Here is a 17,942-nt window from a genome sequence, read left to right as displayed (position 1 = left end):
GCCGCAAGCTGCGATCAGCTGCGTTGCCCCAGGAAACGCGCCAGGTGGACGACGTCGGCAAGGCGATCGCGGCTCCCGAGTGCGCGAAGGAAATCCCGCACGTTCCAGTCCAGCCTGGTAAGTACGGTACGAAAGGCAAGCACTGTGGCCACCAGCTCGGCGGGGATGAGCATGGCGACGATCACCAGCAGCGGCAGGCCGGCCGTCGCCAGAGCCGTCGCTGCACCCAGTGCGAGCAGCGAGGCGAGGAGATAGCTACGGGCCAAGGCGCCATGGGCACTCTCTGCCGCGACCATCGATTGCGGTGTCGTTGCAAGCCCGCGAAGCGCACCGGCCGCAAGCAGAGTAAACGCCAGCCCGGGATCGAAAGCGCCCTTTCCGGCAGTGAACAGGGCAAGCAGCCAGTCGCCCGCCAGCATCAGCACGCAAGCAAATACGGCGATCGCAACTGTCGTAAGGGTGGTCATGGTCGCCAGCTGGCGCCGCTGAATGGCTTGCTTGTCGCCCTCGATATAGCCGGCTTCGAAGAACTGGACCGAATAGACGACCGTCATGACCAGATCGATCGCGCGGACCACGACCCGGATGGCGACAAAACCGGCGACCGCGGTGGCGCCGAAAGCAAAGCCGACCAGCAGCGTGTAGCCCTGGAGATTGAGCGTATAGACGACCGGCAGGATGATGAAGGCCAGCGATGGGCGAAGGAGTTGGCGCAGGGTCGGCCGGAGGGGCACCGCCGGGGCGACAAAAACCTCCGGCGCGTGGCGATAGGCGATCGCGCCGATCGCCACGGCGGTAAGGCAGCGCAAGCCCGCCAGAGCAGCCGCCAGCAGAACAAAGGACTGGCTCTGCGTGACGCATAGCGCGAGCACGGCGATCTCCGTCAGGGCGGCGATATTGAGCGCCACGGCCGACAGCGGATAATGTCCGCTCACCCGCAGCGGCACGAGCATCAGCGCAGCCTGGACCAAGGCGAAGATATACATGCCCAGCCAGACGGTGCTGAGGCGCAGTTCGCTCTGGTCGACAAAGCCGAAATCGCGGGCGAGGTCGGCGGGGACGATCATCGCGCAAGCGATCAAGACAGCGATGGCCAGCGCGCTTAGCCCGGTTCCCCAGATCCAGCTCGCCCGGAACGCTGCACGCGCGTCGGTCCAGCGATCCTCTCTCGCAGCGGCAAGGGCTGCGTTCCCGCCCGCGCCGGAAAAGGCCTGGCCCGCCATGACGAGATAGGATGGAACCGCGAAAATCATCATCCACGTTCCGACGCGATTTGCGGGCCAGTTCGCGAACAGGATCGGCAGCGTCGCCAGTTGGACGGCGACACGCGTCGCAATCCCGCCGAGATAGGAAATTGCCGCGCCCAGCAGCCGACGCCGAGCGCTCTGCCGCATGCTATTCGCCTTCGCGGCGATCCATCTCGCGAACGATGTGATCGAGTACGCTGGGATGGAGCGGACGATCGAATTGCGCGCCGACCGTGCTGCCCTCGCGCCATTTCACTTCTGCGGGGATAGGGCCGATGTTCCCGAGCTTGACGAGAATTTCCCCGTCCACTTCGAGAACGGAGAACCTGTCGAAGAAGCGACAGCCATATTCGGAGACATCCTTGATCCAGATGTCTCGCGAATTGCCATGCTTGCCGCGATAGCGACCTGCGACCTGGACTGTGAACCGGTCTTCCCGTCGATGGTCCTGCGCCATGCGATACCCCTCAGTTCCCACCCTCTTATGCGGTGCCGGTTCGTCTGTGCAAGTGCGGGCTGAACTGCACTACTCGCAATCTCGTGAACTTCGGGTTAGGGACACGACAAAACTGCCATGGGACGTGGGATGTCGAACAGTCTGAACGGTGCGCCGCGGCGCGTGACCTCGATCGATGTTGCCGAGCGTGCAGGGGTCAGCCAGTCGACCGTCAGCCGGGCGCTTTCGGGGTCCGAGACCATTACCGAAGCGACCCGGCGCCGGGTGGAGCAGGCGGCACAAGAGCTCGGCTACCACGTCAATGCCCGCGCGGCCGGTCTGCGTCGCGGCGAAACCGGGACGATCGCGATCGTGGTGATCGGTCGGGCAGGGCAGGGCGCTGCCGCGATCAATCCGTTTTACTATTCGATGCTGGGCAGCACCTGCGCGGCGGCGGCGGAGCGGGGTTACGAAGCGCTCGTCTCTTTCCAGGCCGAGCCCGAGGAACTGTTCGGCCATTACGTCGCGCGGCGACAGGCCGATGGCGTCGTCGTGATCGGCACGGCGACCAACCAGCCGGCATGGGACTATTTCCGCGAATGCGCCGCGCAGAGCGATTCCATCGCGTTCTGGGGCTCGCCGTTCGACAATGCCACCTGGGTGCGCTCCGACAATCGCGACGGGGGGCGGATTGCGGTCGAGCGGCTGGTGAAAGGCGGCGCGAATTCGATCCATTTCGTCGGCGACACGCATTGCTCGCAGCGGCAGTTTTCGGAACGTTACGAGGGCTATCGCGCGGCGATGAAGGCGGGCAGTCTGGAAGTCCACGAGCCCTTGGTCGGGGAAGGCGAGGACCGCGTGTCGCAGGGGCGCAACGCCATTGCTACGCTGGTCGAGAAGGGCGCGGATTTCGATGGGCTCTTCTTCGCTTGCGATGCCATGGCGCTGGGAGCTTTGGAGGAGCTCGCCTCACGCCAGATTGCGGTGCCGGGAAAGGTCTCGGTGATCGGCTTCGACGGGCTCGGTTCGGGCGAGTTCAGCGCGCCGCCGCTGACGACGGTGGAGCCGGACTTCGCCATGGCGGGCAAGCTGCTCATCGACACGGCGCTGGCCAAGGAAGGCGAGAAGCCGGAGCGGCGGGTACCCGTGCGGCTGGTGGAGCGCGCCAGCGTAGGCTGAAGCCCCGCGCGTAAACGCCATTTGCCCTCGCGCCCCAGCCGCCTATGAAGCGGGCAAGGCATTCGAGGGAGACAATCATGAAATCCAGCATCGCATCCGTCCTTGCAGTCCTGTTCGCGAGTCAGGCGGCCTATGCACAGGAGCCCGAACCGACTCCCGATCCGGTCGAGGAGCAGGAGGTCGATGCCTCGCAGGACGAACAGCCTGCCGAAGGGTCCGGCATGGCCGTCGACGCTGCGCCCGCGACTGCCAATCCGGCAGCATCGAGCAGTGAGGGCGAAAGCTGGGACGTCGCCAATCCGCGCGGCTTTACTATCCGGCAGGTGCCGATCCGCACCGATGAGGGCACGTGGATCGACGTCGATGTGTCGCCCGATGGGCGCACGCTGGCCTTCGCGCTGCTCGGCGATATCTACACCATGCCGATCGCCGGCGGCACACCGCGCAGGATCGCAGAGGGCCTAGCGTGGGAGGTGCAGCCGCGCTTTTCACCCGATGGACTGCGCATCGCCTTCACTTCCGATCGGGGCGGCGGCGACAACATCTGGGTGATGAATGCCGATGGCTCGAACAAGAGCCAGGTCACCAAGGAAGAATTCCGCCTGCTGAACCAGCCCGACTGGTCGCCGGACGGCAAATACATCGTAGCCAAGAAGCACTTCACGACCGAGCGCTCGCTGGGGACGGGTGAGATCTGGCTCTATCATCCCTCTGGCGGTGGCGGCGTCAAGCTGGTCGCGCGCGCCAACGAGACACTGCAGAAGGAACTCGGCGAGCCGATTTACGCACCGGACGGTGAGGCAGTGTACTACACCCGCAATGTCACCGGCGGCCCGATCTTCGAATACGCGCAGGATTCGACGCAAGGGACGTTCGCCATCGAGCGTTACGTCCTCGCCACCACCGAAGTGACGACTGCGGCCAGCGGATATGGCGGGGCCGTGCGCCCGACGCCGTCGCCCGACGGCACATCGCTGGCATTCATCCGCCGCGACAAGGATACGACCGAGCTATGGGTGAAGAACCTCACCACCGGCGTCGAGCGGATGATCTACGGCGATCTCGATCTCGACATGCAGGAAACCTGGGCAGTCTACGGCTTCTATCCGCGAATGGACTGGACGCCGGACGGCAGCGCGATCGTCGCCTGGGCCGGCGGGAAGATCCACCGCATCGCTGCCGATGGCAGCGGATCGAGCGTGATCCCGTTCCGGATCGACGATACGCGCGGCGTGGCCGATGCGCCCCATCCCGTCATCCCGGTGGGCGAGGACAGCTTCACGGCGAAAATCCCACGCTTCGCCAGCGTCAGTCCCGACGGCCGCACGGTCGTCTTCGAAAGCCTCGGCAAGCTCTACACCAAGCAGCTCGGCGGCGGTGAGCCGCGACGCTTCCTGTCGGATGGTGGCGAGGCGCTGGAGCTCTGGCCGAGCTGGTCGCGCGACGGCCGACGAGTCGTGTTCGTGCGCTGGACCGACGATGGCTTGGGGCAGGTCATGACGGCGGACGCAAATGGTCGTAATGTACGGCCCGTGACCCGCACACGCGGCCATTACGCGCAGCCGCAATTCTCGCCCGACGGCAATACCATCGTGTTCGAAAAACGCTCGGGCGGGTATCTCACCTCGCCGGAATACTCGGAGAACGAGGGCGTCCATTCGGTTTCCGCAAACGGCGGCACGCCCGCACTGGTCGCGCGGGACACGACCGATCCGCAGTTCGGCGCGGATAATGATCGCCTGTTCATGCTCGGCCGGTCGGGCGGCAAGCTCCAGCTGCTGTCCGCAACGCTCGCCGGCGACCGGCGCCAGGTTCACGCCGAAGGAGAGCTAGTAAGCGGCTACAGCGTCAGCCCGCGCGGCGACATGTTGGCATTCCGCGAGAATTACGAGGTGTTTGTAACACCGCTCCTGCCGGGTGGTCAGGCGGTCACGCTGGGCGAAAAGGCCAGTTCGCTGCCGGTGACTCGCGCCAGCAAGGGCGGGGCGGACTACATCGGCTGGACCGATGGCGGCAGTACGCTGACCTGGTCAATGGGGCCGACGCTCTATCGCGCTCCGACCTCGGCGATGTTTGCCAATGCGCCGCTGGCCAAGGACGCGCCGAAATTCACGCCGCCTGCCAGTGGCATCTCGCTCGCCCGGACGATCCGCGCGGACAAGCCGACGGGCGTGGTTGCGCTGACCGGCGCGCGCATCCTGACCATGACCGGCGACGGCGCAGGCGCGATCGAGAACGGGACGATCGTGATCCGCGGTGACCGGATCTCTGCAGTGGGCGCGGCCGATACCGTGGCGGTCCCGGCGGGCGCGACGGTTATCGACGCAGCGGGCAAGACGATCATGCCCGGCCTCGTCGATGCCCATGCCCACGGACCGCAAGGCGTCGCCGATCTCATCCCGCAACAGAACTGGTCGCTGGTCCAGAACCTCGCACTGGGTACGACGACACTCCACGATCCGTCTTCACGCGCCAGCATGATTTTCGCAGCGTCGGAACGGCAGCGGGCGGGCAGCCTGCTGGCTCCGCGCATCTTCTCGACCGGGGAAATCATCTACGGCGCCAAAGCGCCTTCGGTCTATGCCCGCATCGACGGATACGAAGACGCGCTGGCACACGTGCGTCGGATCAAGGCGCAGGGCGGCGTTTCGGTGAAGAACTACAACCAGCCTCGGCGTGAACAGCGTCAGCAGGTGGTCGCCGCAGCGATGGCCGAAAATATGCTTGTCGTTGCCGAGGGCGGTTCGCTGTTCGGCATGGACATGAACCTGATCGCGGACGGCAATTCGACCGTGGAGCACAATGTCCCTGTCGAATATTTCTACGAAGACGTGCTGCAGTTCTGGGGCGGGTCGCAGACCAACAATACGCCGACGCTGGTGGTCACCTACGGCGGGCTCGCTGGCGACCCGTATTGGCGGCAGGCGACCGACGTGTTCGACAATCCGCTGCTCGTCCACACCCCGCCGCGCCAACTGATCGCGCAGACCGCGCGGCGCGTCACGGCGCCGGAGTGGGCCTTCGTCGACGACGACGCGGCGCGCGAAACCAAGAAGCTGGCCGAGCGCGGCGTGAAGATCAGCATCGGTGCGCATGGTCAGCAGGCCGGCATTGCCGCGCATTGGGAGCTGTGGAGCTTCGTGCGCGGCGGCATGACGCCGGTCGAGGCGCTGCGTGCGGGCACGATCTGGTCGGCCCAATCGCTCGGGATGGACCGCGACATCGGCAGCCTCGAGGTCGGCAAGCTGGCCGACCTGCTGGTCCTGTCCGCCGATCCTAGTGCAGATATTCGCAACTCGGACAACATCGAGCGCGTGATGCTGGGCGGCAGGCTCTACGATGCGCGCACGATGAACGAAGTGGAGACGGGTTCGGAAACCCGCCGACCCTACTGGTGGGAGTAACGTAATCGCTGCGGGCGATGCGCCGTCTGCGCGTCGCCTGCGGTAAGCGGATCGCTTAGCCTGCGCGGACCTCTGCGGTGAAGGCCTGCATCTTCGCGCGCAGGGCTTCGGCCTGCAGTTCGAGTTCTTCCGCCGATGTCAGCACCTGGCTGGCAGCAGCGCCTGCCGAAAGTGACGTTTCGCGAACCTGCGTGATGCTGCCCGAGACCTCTTCGGTCGAACGGGCGGCAAGGTCGATACTGCGGGCCAGATCCTGTCCGGCAACCGATTGCTGGTCGACTGCACTGGCGATGGACACAGCAGTCGTTTCGAGTTCGCGGATCTGGTCGACGATCGAGCGCAACGCACCGACGCTGGCACCGGTCGAATTCTGCATGTCCCGGATCTGGTCGGCGATCTCCTCCGTCGCGCGGCTCGTCTGCGACGCGAGTTCCTTCACTTCGCTGGCGACGACTGCGAAACCGCGTCCGGCCTCTCCGCCGCGCGCCGCTTCGATCGATGCGTTGAGGGCGAGCAGGTTCGTGCGCTTGGCGATGGACTGGATCAGTTCCACGATCGCGCCGACCTGATCGGCCGAAGTGGCGAGGGCCGAAATCGTGTCGTCCGCGCCGGTAGCGGTCTCGGTCGCCTTGCGCGCCAGATCGGCCGAATGCGCCGCCTGTCGGCTAATTTCGCCGATCGACATGGCGAATTCGTCGGATGCCGCCGCAGCCGCGGTCGCGCCATTGGATGCCTGCTCCATCGAATAGATGACCTGTTCGGCCTGCCCGGTCGCCTGGTTGGCGGTAGATGCCATGCCCTGCGCCGTCGTCTTGAGCTGGCTCGACGCCGCTGCGACACCGCCGGCGATCTCGCCGACGCTGGAGTCGAGGTTGGCAGCCAACTGGAGTAATTCGGCCTTGCGGGCCTTCTCCGAGTTCTGCTTCTTTGCGAAGAGCTCGTCGAGCTTGTGGCCGGATTTGGTGAAAACGTGCAGTGCGCGCGCGAGGTCTCCGATTTCATCGACCCGATCGGTACCGATCAGCTCGATGTCGCGGGCACCCGCTGCAAGGCGGGTCATTTCCCGGCTGATGTGCGAATAGGGCGCAATCACCCGCTTGCGCATGAATTGCAGGGCGATCAGGCTGACTGGGACGCTGAAACCGACGATGCCGAGTATTGCGATCAGGGCTAACCGGCTGCTCGCGGGTGAAATAAGCCCCCAGGCGGCCAGCGTTCCGATGACCGCGAGACCGCCAACCGACATGAGGGAAGCCAGCACCGCCTTGTCGTCGAGCGACTTGCCCATGAACCATGCGCCGACGCCGGTGACTTCATCATCCCGCACGCCGGCACCTACTTCAACGTCGGCGATCTCGCGGATGAGATCGTGTTCCAGGAAATTCGTCGGCGCGTTCATGCGTCACTCCCCATTAAGCTGTTGCTAACTGTAAGACGGGAGCGCTTGCGAAATGGTTAAGCGGTGAGAATTCGGTCTCGATCGCGTGACGACGAAATTAAGGCAATCGGTACGGAGCCCCGGCGATTTATTGCCAGAGGATGCGACGGTCGCGCTTGCTGCAACGCAGATCGGAGGCTCTTCCCGGTCACCCCTGACGGACTTGCCCGAGGAATGTGGCGACCTGCTGGCGTAGCTCGGCCGCCTGCTGTTCCAGATCGTTCGCCGAACTCAACACCTGGCTTGCTGCGGCTCCGGTCTCCAGCGAGGTTTCGCGGACCTGCGAAACATGGCGGGACACGTCGTCGCTGGCGCGCGCCGCCACGTCGATGCTGCGCGCGAGATCGCGGCCGGCCACCGACTGTTGGTCAACTGCGCTGGCGATCGAAGTCGCCGTCGTTTCGATCTCGCTGATCTGGCGCGCAACGGCGCGTAGAGCGCTGACGCTGGCACCGGTGGAGCCCTGCATGGCGCGGATCTGGGCGGCCACGTCGTCGGTGGCGCGGCTGGTCTGCGCCGCAAGTTCCTTCACTTCGCTGGCGACGACCGCGAAGCCGCGGCCCGCCTCCCCGCCACGCGCCGCCTCGATCGAGGCGTTGAGAGCAAGGAGATTGGTGCGCTTGGCGATCGACTGGATGAGTTCGACGATCGCGCCAACCTCGTTGGCCGAAGTGGACAGCGCGGAGATGGTCTCGTCGGCGCCCTTGGCGGTGTCGTTGGCTTGGCGTGCAAGTTCGGCCGAATGCGATGCCTGCCTGCTGATCTCGCCGATCGACATGGCGAATTCGTCGGATGCGGCAGCCGCCGCCGTTGCTCCGGTAGAAGCCTCGGCGATGTGGCGCGCAGCCTCGCCTGCTTCCTGCGATGTGCGGTCGGCGGTCTCGCTCATCGCTCCTGCCGTGCGCTGGAGCTGGCTCGAGGCACTCGCCACGCCGCCGACGACCTTGCCGACTGTCGTTTCGAAACGATCCGCGACGCGCTGCATCTCCTTGCCGCGCTCCGCGCGCAAAGCTGCGCGTTCCTCGGAAAGTTGCTCGAATTCCTGCGCGGACTGCGCAAATACCTCGAAAGATCGCGCAAGGTCGCCGATCTCGTCGGGGCGTCCTGTGCCCGGGATGTGCATGCCCTTTTCACCCGCCGCGAGGCGCGTCGCAACATCGCTGATCCTGCCGAGTGAGCGCGAGAGATCACCGCCGATGTAGCGGTTGCTGAGCAGCACCAGCACTGCGCCGCCTGCGCACATCACGAAAAACAGGGCAAAGAGGATGACGATGCCGGTTCGGGCTTTGTCGTCTTCGGCTTCGCCCACCGCGACCAGTTCGTCGCGCAGGTCGCGGGCCGTTGCTATGATATCGTCACCTTCGACGAAGACGCTGTCGGAGAACGCTAGCCATTGCTCCTGGGAACCGCGCGAACTGCTGGCAGCGGCAACGCGCGAGGCGAGGGCGGCGAGCGAAGCATTGAGTTCGTCGATCACAGGGATGGTCGTCGGAGCTATCTCGTTCGCGTGCGATTCGATCTCGCGAAGCGTCCTATCGGCTTGCCGCAGCGAGTCCTGCGCTGCGGCCAGATCCTCCGGATTTCCCGTGACCGCATAGTGCTGGACGAAGAGGCGAGCGTCTCCGATTTCCGCCACCATCTGGGCGGAATCGTAGGTTGCCTCGGAGATTTCGATCCGTTCTTGGCGCAGTTCCACTGCGTACCAGCCCCCTCCGAGGATCGAGAGGAGGATAAGCGCCACAGCAACGATGTTGATCCAGGCGATGGCATCGAGTTTCTGACCGACGGTCTTCGAATACATCCAGCCCCTGATGCCGCGCGCTTGTCGTTCGACGTCGGTGGATTCGAAAGTGGCAAGCTCTCGCTTTTCGCCGAAAACTTCTTCGGGCATAACTTCGTATTCGGCGACGAAGTCGCCGCTCGCTTCGGAAAGAGCGTTCATGCTACTTTTTTACCCTTGGGAGTTTCTGCGACCATGGATTGGACCGGCTGGCCGAGATGCTGTCCGATGTCACCGGCCGGCATCGCCTTGAAGTAGAGCCAGCCCTGGATCTGGTCGCAGCCGGCGGCGCGGACCATGTCGGCCTGTTCCTGCGTTTCGACGCCTTCGGCGGTGACGCCCATCTTCATCGCTCGGGCGACCGTGATGCTGGAAAGCATCATCGCCCGGCTGCCATCGTCCTCGCCAGCCTGCACTACGAGGCTGCGATCGAGTTTGAGCTTTTCGAACCGGAACTGGCGCAGGAAACCGATCGAGGCATAGCCGGTCCCGAAATCGTCGAGGGCGATGCGCACGCCGAACCCCCGGATGAGCGCAAGGCTGCGTTCGGCGACGACCGGATCGAGCACCAGACAGGTCTCTGTGATCTCGAGTTCGAGCCGTTCGGCATCGAAGCCGGTTTCCTCGAGGATATGGCCGAGCTGGACCGGGAATTCGGGATTGCGAAGCTGCGCCGCGCTGATGTTGACCGACAGGGTGATATCGTCCCAGGCCAACGCATCGATGCAGGCCTGCCGCAGGACCCATAGGCCGATCGCGTTGATCAGCCCGCTTTCCTCGGCCACCGGAATGAAGACATTCGGGCCGATGGGCTTGTCGTCGGGACGCTCCCAGCGCAGCAGGCACTCGACGGCAACGACCATGCGCGTGGTGCTGTCCACCAGCGGCTGGTAATTCAGGCGAAACTCGTCGCGCGCCAGCGCGAGGCGCAATTCGTCGTCGAGTTCCTTGATCTGCTCGCGGCTCTTGTCGAAGGCCGGATTGAACCAGGTGCAGCGCATCTTGCCGCCACGCTTCGAGGCATACATGGCGACATCGGCGCGGCGCAGCAATTCGGAGGAACTGACGGTATCCCCGGCATTGCAGCGTGCCAGGCCGATGCTGGCACCAAGGGTCAGGCGGCGATCGTCGACATTGACGGGCTTGGCCAGTCGCTCGACGATCCGGCGGCACAGCCCTTCGAGCAAGGTGCCCGCAAGGGGACCTGCGGCCATGACGGCGTATTCGTCCCCGCCGAGGCGATAGATCGTCGCCTCGCTTTCGGTCATCTCCACGAAGATGCGCGAACACTCGCGGATCGCCGCATCGCCGACGAAATGGCCATAGTGATCGTTGACGAGCTTGAACCCGTCGAGATCGACAAGGGCGAGGGCGACTTCCTCGCCACCGAGCGCCTTGCGCTGCATGTCGCGGTGAAGCGCGCGGCGATTGGGCAGGCCGGTCAGGCTGTCGCTCATGCTCAGGATTTCCGCCCGGCGCAGGTGGCGGATGCCGGAATAAGCGAGCAAGCCGACCGCAGCAGCGAAAATAACGGTGCCGGTCGCCAGGATGGCCATGGGCTGGCCGATGCCGAGCCGACTGCTCGCCATGGTGAGCGCAAAAGTCGTCAGGAAGATACCGGCCAGGATTACCAGTGGCCCGAAGACCACGGCTCTACTATCGCTGACAGCCTGATCCTGCCGAGTTTCCACCAATGCCCCCGATTGCAACCGTTCGATGTTCTGCAACATGGCGATAGCGGTCATTCGCTAAGGAATGGTGAAGCCGCGTTTACCTTGTCCGTCACGCGGAGGCCCGGTGCTGGAACGTGCGGGTGGCGCGGGCATGGACGGAAGTCGGCCGGTAAAGCGAAGACCCCCATGGCGAAGGCTCGAACCGTTCGGTCTGGCCCACCACCGATTCTCCGGCGCCGAGCATCAGCAAACCGTCGCTGGCTGTCGCGCTGGCCAGACGGTCGAACACCGTACGGCGGATGTCCGTGTCGAAATAGAGCAGCACGTTGCGGCATAGCACGAGGTCGAATTGCCCCGGATGGGGAGGGTGGTCGAGAATGCTGTGCTGCTGGAAGCGGACCATCGAACTGATCTTGTCGTTGGCCTGCCAGCCGCGCGGGGTTTCGGTAAAGAAGTTGAGCATTTGCGCGACGCTGATGCCGCGCTGGATCTCGAACTGGGTGTAGCATCCGGTCTTCGCCGACGCGATCGCCTTGCCGGAGATGTCGGTTCCGAGGATCTCGATATCCCAATCCTGCCAGCGGCCGGGCTGTTCGCAGAACAGCATGGCGAGGCTGAGCGGTTCCTGTCCCGTGGAACATCCGGCGGACCAGATGCGCAGACGCTTCGACCCGGCGCGCCTGCTCGCGAGATCGCCCAAGACCTGGTTGGCCAGCATCGCGAAATAGACGTGATCGCGGAAAAAATAGGTCTCGTTGTTGAGCAGAGCCTCGACGACCTTGGTCGCCAGATGGTGCTCGCCGGGACGTTCCAGCATGCAGGCCAGCTGATCGACATTGTCGAGACCGAGTTCGCGGAACAGCCCGGCAAGCGCCGTGGAGACGCGCCAGCGCCGGTTTTCTGTCAATTGCTGTCCGGTGCGCTGTTCGAGCAGATCGGCGATTATTTTGTGGGAGGCGTCGTCTACGCCCATGCCTCGGCCCCCACGCTGGCGAGCACTTTTTCCGCGAGTTCCTCCGGCGGGCTGGCAGCGGCGACCAGACCCATCTCGGTCACTGCGCGCGGCATGCCCCACACCGCGCAGGTCTCGGCATTCTGGGCGTAGAGCGTGCCGCCTGCCTTGGCGATCAGTTGCGCGCCTTCGGTGCCGTCGCGGCCCATGCCGGACAACAGGACAGCGGCGACCCGCCCGTCGAACGCCTCGGCGAGGGATTCGAACATCGGGTCGACGGAAGGCATGCAACCGCTCTTCACCGGATGATAGGCCAGGCCGGTGACGTAGCGCCCGCCCGACTTGCGCACGACCATGTGGCCGTGCCCCGGTGCGATGACGATGTGACCGCGCTTCAGCTCGACACCTTCGTCGGCGAGGATAGCAGGACGGCCGGCGGCCAGTTCCATCTGCTTGGCGAACACCGGGATGAAGCTGTCCGGCAGATGCTGCGTAATCAGGATCGGCAAGTCGAAATTCTTCGGGATCTTGCGCAGGAACAGGTTCAGCGCGTGGATGCCGCCGGTCGAAGCGCCGATCGCGACCACTTCGGGGCGTTTGCCCGATTTGGCGGGCGCCGGGGCGGGGCGCGCTGGCTTGGGCGCTTCCATATCGACGCCGGCGAGTGCGCGGATCTTGCCAAGCAGAGCTTCACGGTAGCTGTCGTTGAAGCCGCCGGGCCGCGGCTTGAGCATGGTATCGGCCGCACCGAGCGACAGGGCCTGAACGGTGTGCTCCGCGCCGTCTGCGGTCAGCGAGGAGATGACAAGGACCTCGGCCCCAGGCGCGGCTTGCTGTATTTTCGGCAACGCTTCGATCCCGCCCATCCCGGGCATTTCGAGATCGAGCATGATCACATCGGTTTCATGCCTGCGCAGTTCGTCGAGCCCGCGTTCGGCCGTATTGGCCGTGGCGACGATGCAGATGTCCTTTTCCTTCTGGAGCATGCGCGTGAAGACGGTTCGCACGGTCAGCGAATCGTCCACGATCATGACCCGGACTTTGCGGCCGACCGATGCGGTAGGATCGGCCCTCTCGCTGCGAAGCACTGCGCTCATCGGACGCCTCCTCAGGCCATGCCGACAAGCTGGAGCTTGATCTGCAGGGTCTCGTGGTCGAACGGCTTCATCACATATTCGTCGGCGCCTGCGCTGATCGCTTCGCGAATATGCGCCACGTCGTTTTCGGTGGTGCAGAAGACGACCTTCGGTTTGTCGCCACCATCGCGCTGGCGCAGCTGGGTAATGAATTCGATGCCGGTCATTACCGGCATGTTCCAGTCGAGCAGGACCACGTCCGGCATCGATTCCATGCAGCGATCGAGACCTTCCTTGCCGTTCTCGGCTTCCTCGACCTCGAAATCGAGGGTTTCGAGAATATGGCGCGATACCTTGCGGATGACGCGCGAATCATCGACGATCAGGCAGGTTTTCATGTCGTTGGACCTCGTGTGTTTCGGGCCCTTATACCGCCCGAGGGGTAACTATTCGCTTAAGCCGCCTCTGCCATCGGGCCGGCGATGAGCGAGGACGTGTCGATCAGCAGGGTGGGGCCGCTCTCGGTCTCGACCATGCCGCGGGCGGCGCGTTGCCATCCGGCGCCAAAACCGCCGGGCACGGCCACCGGCTGACTGAGCGCTTCGCCGACATCATAGGCGGCATCGACGAGCAGCGCGTAGAGATGCCCTTCGACCTCGACCACCGCCGCGCGCTGGTCGTCTTCCGCAACCGTCTTTGCGAGGCCCAGGGCCAGCGAGCAGTCGATCACCGTCAACGCCTGACTACGCAGGGCCGTGAGGCCGAGAATGAAGTCCGGCGTTCCCGGGATCGGCGTGATCTCCTCGATCTCGATCACGGATTGGACATCGCTCGCCGGGATGGCCGCGTGGCGGCCGGCGACGAGGCACTGGAGCAGCAAATCGGTCATGCGGTCCTCCCGAGGCGGGCCTGTTTCAGCGCGGCCAGCAGGCCGTCGCGGTCGTAGCGGTAGATGGTACCGCCATCGGCTCCGGCAGTGTCCGGATCCTGGGTCAGGCGGATGACGCTGCGGGCGCTGGCGGATTGTTCGGGCTGAGCGATTTCGGCCAGCTGGATTTCGACATCGGCATCTTCGCCGTCATCGGCAGCGATGCGGTATCCGGCCGCCTCGACCAGCGGTTCCAGGATCGTTCTGGCCCAGTCGCTATCGCCGGGAATGCGGCACGACAGCACCTCGTCCGTCCGGCGCTGGACGCGCTGGCGGGCGAAGAGCGCGTGCCCGTCGAGCACCGGCACCAGCGAGTCGCCGATGAGGGTCACGCCCTCGATCAGGGGATCATACTGCGAGGGAATGATCTCGCCATCCATGTCGGCCGCATCGAGCACTTCGTTGACCGCATAGACGACTTCGCTCTCGCCATCGGTCAGGCGCAGCAGGCGACACCGGTCTTCCGGAAGCTCGCCGAATTCGAGACCGAGCAGCGTGAATACCGATCCGTCGATGACGGCCTGCGCCCGCTGGCCCTCGATATCTATCGCCTCGCGCGACACGGTATCGATCCGACGAACCATGTCGAGCCGTACGGCGCGCTTACGATCGTCGAGCCCGGCAAAGAGCATGATCGGCACGGCCTTGCGGCCCGTTTCGACGACCTCTTCTTCGACAACCTCGGTCGAGCGGCCCTCGCCCATGTGCAGGCGGTTGGTCGCGATGCTCGGCAAATCGAGCAGCATCATCGGGCGGCCATCGTCGAGCAGGGTGGTCCCCGCATAGAGGCGGGTTTCCATCACTGCCGGGGCAATCGGTTTGACCACTACGTCCTCGTGGTCGAACACGCGGTCGACGGCGAGGGCGAAAACATCGTCGCTGGCGAGCCGGATGAGGACCAGCGTCTTGCTGTCCCATTCCGCATCGTCGATCTCGTCGATACCGAGAATGTCGCCCAGCGCGAGGCAGGGGACGCGCTTGTCACGGAAGGTGACAAGGCGGCGGTCGCCGGCAGTGGCGAATTCGACGTTGCTGCTGCTGCCGAAGACGATCTCTTCGACATAGCTGCGCGGGATCGCATAGCGCTGGCTGCCGGCGCCGACGGTAAGGGCGGCGATGATGCTGAGAGTCAGCGGCAGCTTGAGATGGAAGCTCGCGCCTTCGCCGGGCTTGCTGACGACATCGATGGAGCCACCGACGCGCTCGATATTGGCGCGCACGACGTCCATGCCGACACCGCGCCCGGAGACCGAGCTGACTTCGTTGGCAGTCGACAGGCCCGGTTCGAAGATAAGCAGATGCTTGCGCCGATCGGACATGCGGTCGACTTCGCTCTGCGAATAGAGTCCGGCGGCGACGGCCTTGTCTGCGAGACGGCCGGTGTCGATCCCCCGGCCATCGTCAGAGACCACGAGGCTGATCTGGTTGCCGGCCTGGCGCGCGGCGAAGCGGAGCAGGCCGATCTCGCGCTTGCCGTTTTTCAGTCGCTCCCCGGGTCCTTCGATGCCGTGATCGATGGCGTTGCGAATGATGTGGGTCAGCGGATCGCGGACCATTTCGATCATCTCGCGATCGAGTTCGACCTCCCCGCCCTCGAAATCGACCATGACCTGCTTGCCGAGTTCGTTCGACAGGTCGCGGACAAGGCGGGGGAGCGAACTGAAGAGGTGCTCCAGCCGCTGCATCCGCATGCGGGTAATCGCCGCGCGAACGTCGGCGAGGATGGTCGAGAGGCGATCGAAGGGTCCGTCGATGGTCGGTTGTTCCCCGGCCTCTCGCAGGCGGCGCGACAGGTCGTTGCGCGCAAGCACCATGTCGGACACGCCCTTCATCACCTCGTCGAGCAGGTCGACGGGCAGGCGGATGGAGCGCTGTACGGCCTGGGCGCGTGCGGGTTTGGGCGCGGAGCTCTCGTTGTCGGAGCCTGCGTCACCGTCGGCTTCGCCAACATGCTGGTCGTTCGCCGGTTCGGCTTCCGACATCACGGCGCTGGCGACGACGATATCGTCGCTGCCCTGGAGCGCGGCAATCAATTTGTCGTCGCCGCCTTCGGGGAATTCCTCGCCGGCTTCGATGGCGTCGGTCATCTCGCTGATGCGGTCGATGATGGCGAGCACGGCGGAAACCAGCGCGCTGTCGGCCTCGCGGCGTCCGGCGCGGCATTCGGACAGCGCGTCTTCGGCAGCGTGGCTCAGTTTCTCGAGCCGCGGAAAATCGAAGAAGCCGCAATTGCCCTTTACGGTGTGGACGAAGCGGAAAATCGTATCGAGCCGCGCGCGGTCGGACGGGTCCGCTTCCCAGGCGACGATCTCCCCGCCGCTGGCTTCCAGCATTTCCCGTGTTTCGGCGACGAAGTCCGCCAGAAGATCATCCATTAAACTGCCCCTGATCCGATCGGAGGCCAGCTATGCAGCAAGATGGTTAACGATTGGTTTGAGGAACGCCGCTCGATTCCGACCGGTCGCGCAGCACCTGCCAGACTAGGTAAGTCGCCAGCGCGCCCCCGGCGATATTGGCGGCGAGTTCGGCGGCATAGATCGCTTCCGACCCCCAGCTTCCGCGTAGCAGCCAACCGAAGGGGAGCATCACCAGGAAGACACGCGCCGCACTCTGTGCCAGAGCCACGCCCGCGCGGTCGACGGCGTTGAGCGCGCCATTGGCGACGATGAGCAGGCCGAAGCCGGCATAACCCCACACCGCGATAGCGAGGTAGCGGGAAAACTCCTCCACCACCGCCGGATCGTCGGTGAAGAAGCGCGCGAACCAGTCGCCGGTGAAGAACAGCAGCACTGCGGTGGCGAGGCCGTAGACCAGGCAGAACAGCGCCGACCACCACATCGCCCTCCGCGAGCGATCGGGGCGGTTCGCGCCCCAGTTCTGGCCGACGATTGCGCCGATGGAGCCGGACAGCGCCAGCAGCGGGACCGTGGCGAAGCTCTGCAAGCGCCCGGCAGCTCCGAAGCCCGCCACGGCCGCCTCGCCCTGGCTTGCAAGCAGCGCGGTAAGAACGGAAAGGCCGATGGGGTTGATCGCATTGGAAAACGCCGCAGGGCCCGCCACCGAGAGGATCGCCTTGCTCGATTCGCCGACATTGCAGCGGCGGATGGTGGCCGGGTTGATTGGCAGTTGCGCGCCCCTGATAAGGTAAAGCGCGACTAAGATGGCAATAAAAAAGCCCGCGATCGTGGCATAGGCTGCGCCCGCGATCCCGAACCCGCCGAAACCGAAGGCCCCGGTGATGAGGATCGGATCGAGTACCCAGTTCGCCGCCGAATAGGTCACCGAGACATAGCTGGTCTTGCGCGCTTCGCCCTGGCCCCGCAGCACGCCGTTCAGGCCCATCTGCAAAAGCAGCACCGGCAGGCCCAGCGCATAGGGCTGCATATATTCGCGGATCAGCGGCAGCAGGCTCTCCGATGCCTGCATCAGCTGGAACAGCGGATCGAGCAGGGCGAACAGCAGAAGGCCCATGACCACGCCGATCGCCAGCGCGAAGATCGCGCCGAAGTTTGCGCGCCGTTCGGCCCGGTCGCGGTCCCCTTCACCGAGCGCGCGGGCAATGACCGAATTGATCCCGACCATGACGCCTACGCCGAGGCTGGAGAGCGCGATGGTGATCGGAAAGATGAAGGCGACTGCGGCCAATTCCTGCGCGCCCAATTGCCCGATGAAATAGGCATCGATCAGGCCGACCGACATGATCGCGGCGACCCCGATGATCATCGGCGCAGTCTGGCTGACGAGGTGGCCGCGGATGCTCCCGGTGGTGAGTTTGGCCGTCTCGCTCATCGCCGGTGCGCCTAGCGGGCGGGGCCCGCATTGCCTAGCG

At 64.8% G+C, this 17,942-nt stretch carries 13 protein-coding genes; 2 read left to right on the top strand and 11 right to left on the bottom strand.

Features of this window, described 5'->3' with window-relative positions; all coding sequences use genetic code 11:
• Positions 1-14: 14 nt before the first annotated feature.
• Entirely contained in the window at positions 15-1,394 is a 1,380-nt protein-coding gene (locus P8R33_RS03465; protein ID WP_278327592.1) for a hypothetical protein, read from the bottom strand.
• 1 nt (position 1,395) lies between these two features.
• Positions 1,396-1,704, bottom strand: a complete 309-nt coding sequence (locus P8R33_RS03460; protein ID WP_278327591.1) for a PilZ domain-containing protein — start codon at positions 1,702-1,704, stop codon at positions 1,396-1,398.
• A 129-nt stretch (positions 1,705-1,833) separates the two neighbouring features.
• On the opposite strand from P8R33_RS03460, the gene P8R33_RS03455 reads away from it, so the two are divergent.
• On the top strand, positions 1,834-2,862 hold the full coding sequence (locus P8R33_RS03455; protein ID WP_278327590.1) for a LacI family DNA-binding transcriptional regulator: 1,029 nt from the start codon (positions 1,834-1,836) through the stop codon (positions 2,860-2,862).
• 77 nt (positions 2,863-2,939) lie between these two features.
• On the top strand, positions 2,940-6,266 hold the full coding sequence (locus tag P8R33_RS03450) for an amidohydrolase family protein (RefSeq protein ID WP_278327589.1): 3,327 nt from the start codon (positions 2,940-2,942) through the stop codon (positions 6,264-6,266).
• Positions 6,267-6,321: 55 nt separating this feature from the next.
• Here the strand turns inward: P8R33_RS03450 and P8R33_RS03445 are convergent, their stop codons facing one another.
• The 9 genes from P8R33_RS03445 to P8R33_RS03405 form a co-directional block, all read right to left on the bottom strand.
• Positions 6,322-7,665, bottom strand: a complete 1,344-nt coding sequence (locus P8R33_RS03445) for a methyl-accepting chemotaxis protein (RefSeq protein ID WP_278327588.1) — start codon at positions 7,663-7,665, stop codon at positions 6,322-6,324.
• 187 nt (positions 7,666-7,852) lie between these two features.
• The gene (locus tag P8R33_RS03440; protein WP_278327587.1) at positions 7,853-9,646 is read right to left on the bottom strand and encodes a methyl-accepting chemotaxis protein; all 1,794 of its coding nucleotides are present in this window, start codon (positions 9,644-9,646) and stop codon (positions 7,853-7,855) included.
• Complete coding sequence (locus P8R33_RS03435; protein WP_278327586.1) at positions 9,643-11,229, bottom strand: putative bifunctional diguanylate cyclase/phosphodiesterase; 1,587 nt, start codon at positions 11,227-11,229, stop codon at positions 9,643-9,645. The genes P8R33_RS03440 and P8R33_RS03435 overlap by 4 nt, the downstream gene beginning before the upstream one ends.
• Positions 11,230-11,266: 37 nt before the next feature.
• Complete coding sequence (locus tag P8R33_RS03430) at positions 11,267-12,130, bottom strand: CheR family methyltransferase (protein ID WP_278327585.1); 864 nt, start codon at positions 12,128-12,130, stop codon at positions 11,267-11,269.
• Positions 12,121-13,206 (bottom strand): chemotaxis-specific protein-glutamate methyltransferase CheB, encoded by a 1,086-nt coding sequence (gene cheB, locus P8R33_RS03425; protein ID WP_278327584.1) that lies wholly within the window; start codon positions 13,204-13,206, stop codon positions 12,121-12,123. Before cheB ends, P8R33_RS03430 begins: the two co-directional genes overlap by 10 nt.
• Positions 13,207-13,217: 11 nt before the next feature.
• Positions 13,218-13,583, bottom strand: a complete 366-nt coding sequence (locus P8R33_RS03420) for a response regulator (protein WP_278327583.1) — start codon at positions 13,581-13,583, stop codon at positions 13,218-13,220.
• A 56-nt stretch (positions 13,584-13,639) separates the two neighbouring features.
• The gene (locus tag P8R33_RS03415; RefSeq protein ID WP_278327582.1) at positions 13,640-14,074 is read right to left on the bottom strand and encodes a chemotaxis protein CheW; all 435 of its coding nucleotides are present in this window, start codon (positions 14,072-14,074) and stop codon (positions 13,640-13,642) included.
• Positions 14,071-16,488, bottom strand: a complete 2,418-nt coding sequence (locus P8R33_RS03410; protein ID WP_278327581.1) for a chemotaxis protein CheA — start codon at positions 16,486-16,488, stop codon at positions 14,071-14,073. The genes P8R33_RS03415 and P8R33_RS03410 overlap by 4 nt, the downstream gene beginning before the upstream one ends.
• 46 nt (positions 16,489-16,534) lie before the next feature.
• On the bottom strand, positions 16,535-17,902 hold the full coding sequence (locus tag P8R33_RS03405) for an MATE family efflux transporter (RefSeq protein ID WP_278327580.1): 1,368 nt from the start codon (positions 17,900-17,902) through the stop codon (positions 16,535-16,537).
• Positions 17,903-17,942: the final 40 nt, after the last annotated feature.

This window comes from Qipengyuania flavescens (assembly GCF_029688735.1).
In the GTDB taxonomy this organism is placed as follows: Bacteria; Pseudomonadota; Alphaproteobacteria; order Sphingomonadales; family Sphingomonadaceae; genus Qipengyuania.
The sequence above is the reverse complement of the archived record's forward strand: the minus strand, read 5'-3'. Positions and strand labels throughout refer to the sequence as shown.

Coding starts and splice junctions, on each gene's coding strand:
- P8R33_RS03415 (WP_278327582.1), bottom strand. CDS start 14,074: ATGACCGATTTGCTGCTCCAGTGCCTCGTCGCCGGCCGCCACGCGGCC.
- P8R33_RS03450 (WP_278327589.1), top strand. CDS start 2,940: ATGAAATCCAGCATCGCATCCGTCCTTGCAGTCCTGTTCGCGAGTCAG.
- P8R33_RS03420 (WP_278327583.1), bottom strand. CDS start 13,583: ATGAAAACCTGCCTGATCGTCGATGATTCGCGCGTCATCCGCAAGGTA.
- P8R33_RS03460 (WP_278327591.1), bottom strand. CDS start 1,704: ATGGCGCAGGACCATCGACGGGAAGACCGGTTCACAGTCCAGGTCGCA.
- P8R33_RS03440 (WP_278327587.1), bottom strand. CDS start 9,646: ATGAACGCTCTTTCCGAAGCGAGCGGCGACTTCGTCGCCGAATACGAA.
- P8R33_RS03405 (WP_278327580.1), bottom strand. CDS start 17,902: ATGAGCGAGACGGCCAAACTCACCACCGGGAGCATCCGCGGCCACCTC.
- P8R33_RS03455 (WP_278327590.1), top strand. CDS start 1,834: ATGTCGAACAGTCTGAACGGTGCGCCGCGGCGCGTGACCTCGATCGAT.
- cheB (WP_278327584.1), bottom strand. CDS start 13,206: ATGAGCGCAGTGCTTCGCAGCGAGAGGGCCGATCCTACCGCATCGGTC.
- P8R33_RS03430 (WP_278327585.1), bottom strand. CDS start 12,130: ATGGGCGTAGACGACGCCTCCCACAAAATAATCGCCGATCTGCTCGAA.
- P8R33_RS03445 (WP_278327588.1), bottom strand. CDS start 7,665: ATGAACGCGCCGACGAATTTCCTGGAACACGATCTCATCCGCGAGATC.
- P8R33_RS03435 (WP_278327586.1), bottom strand. CDS start 11,229: ATGACCGCTATCGCCATGTTGCAGAACATCGAACGGTTGCAATCGGGG.
- P8R33_RS03465 (WP_278327592.1), bottom strand. CDS start 1,394: ATGCGGCAGAGCGCTCGGCGTCGGCTGCTGGGCGCGGCAATTTCCTAT.
- P8R33_RS03410 (WP_278327581.1), bottom strand. CDS start 16,488: ATGGATGATCTTCTGGCGGACTTCGTCGCCGAAACACGGGAAATGCTG.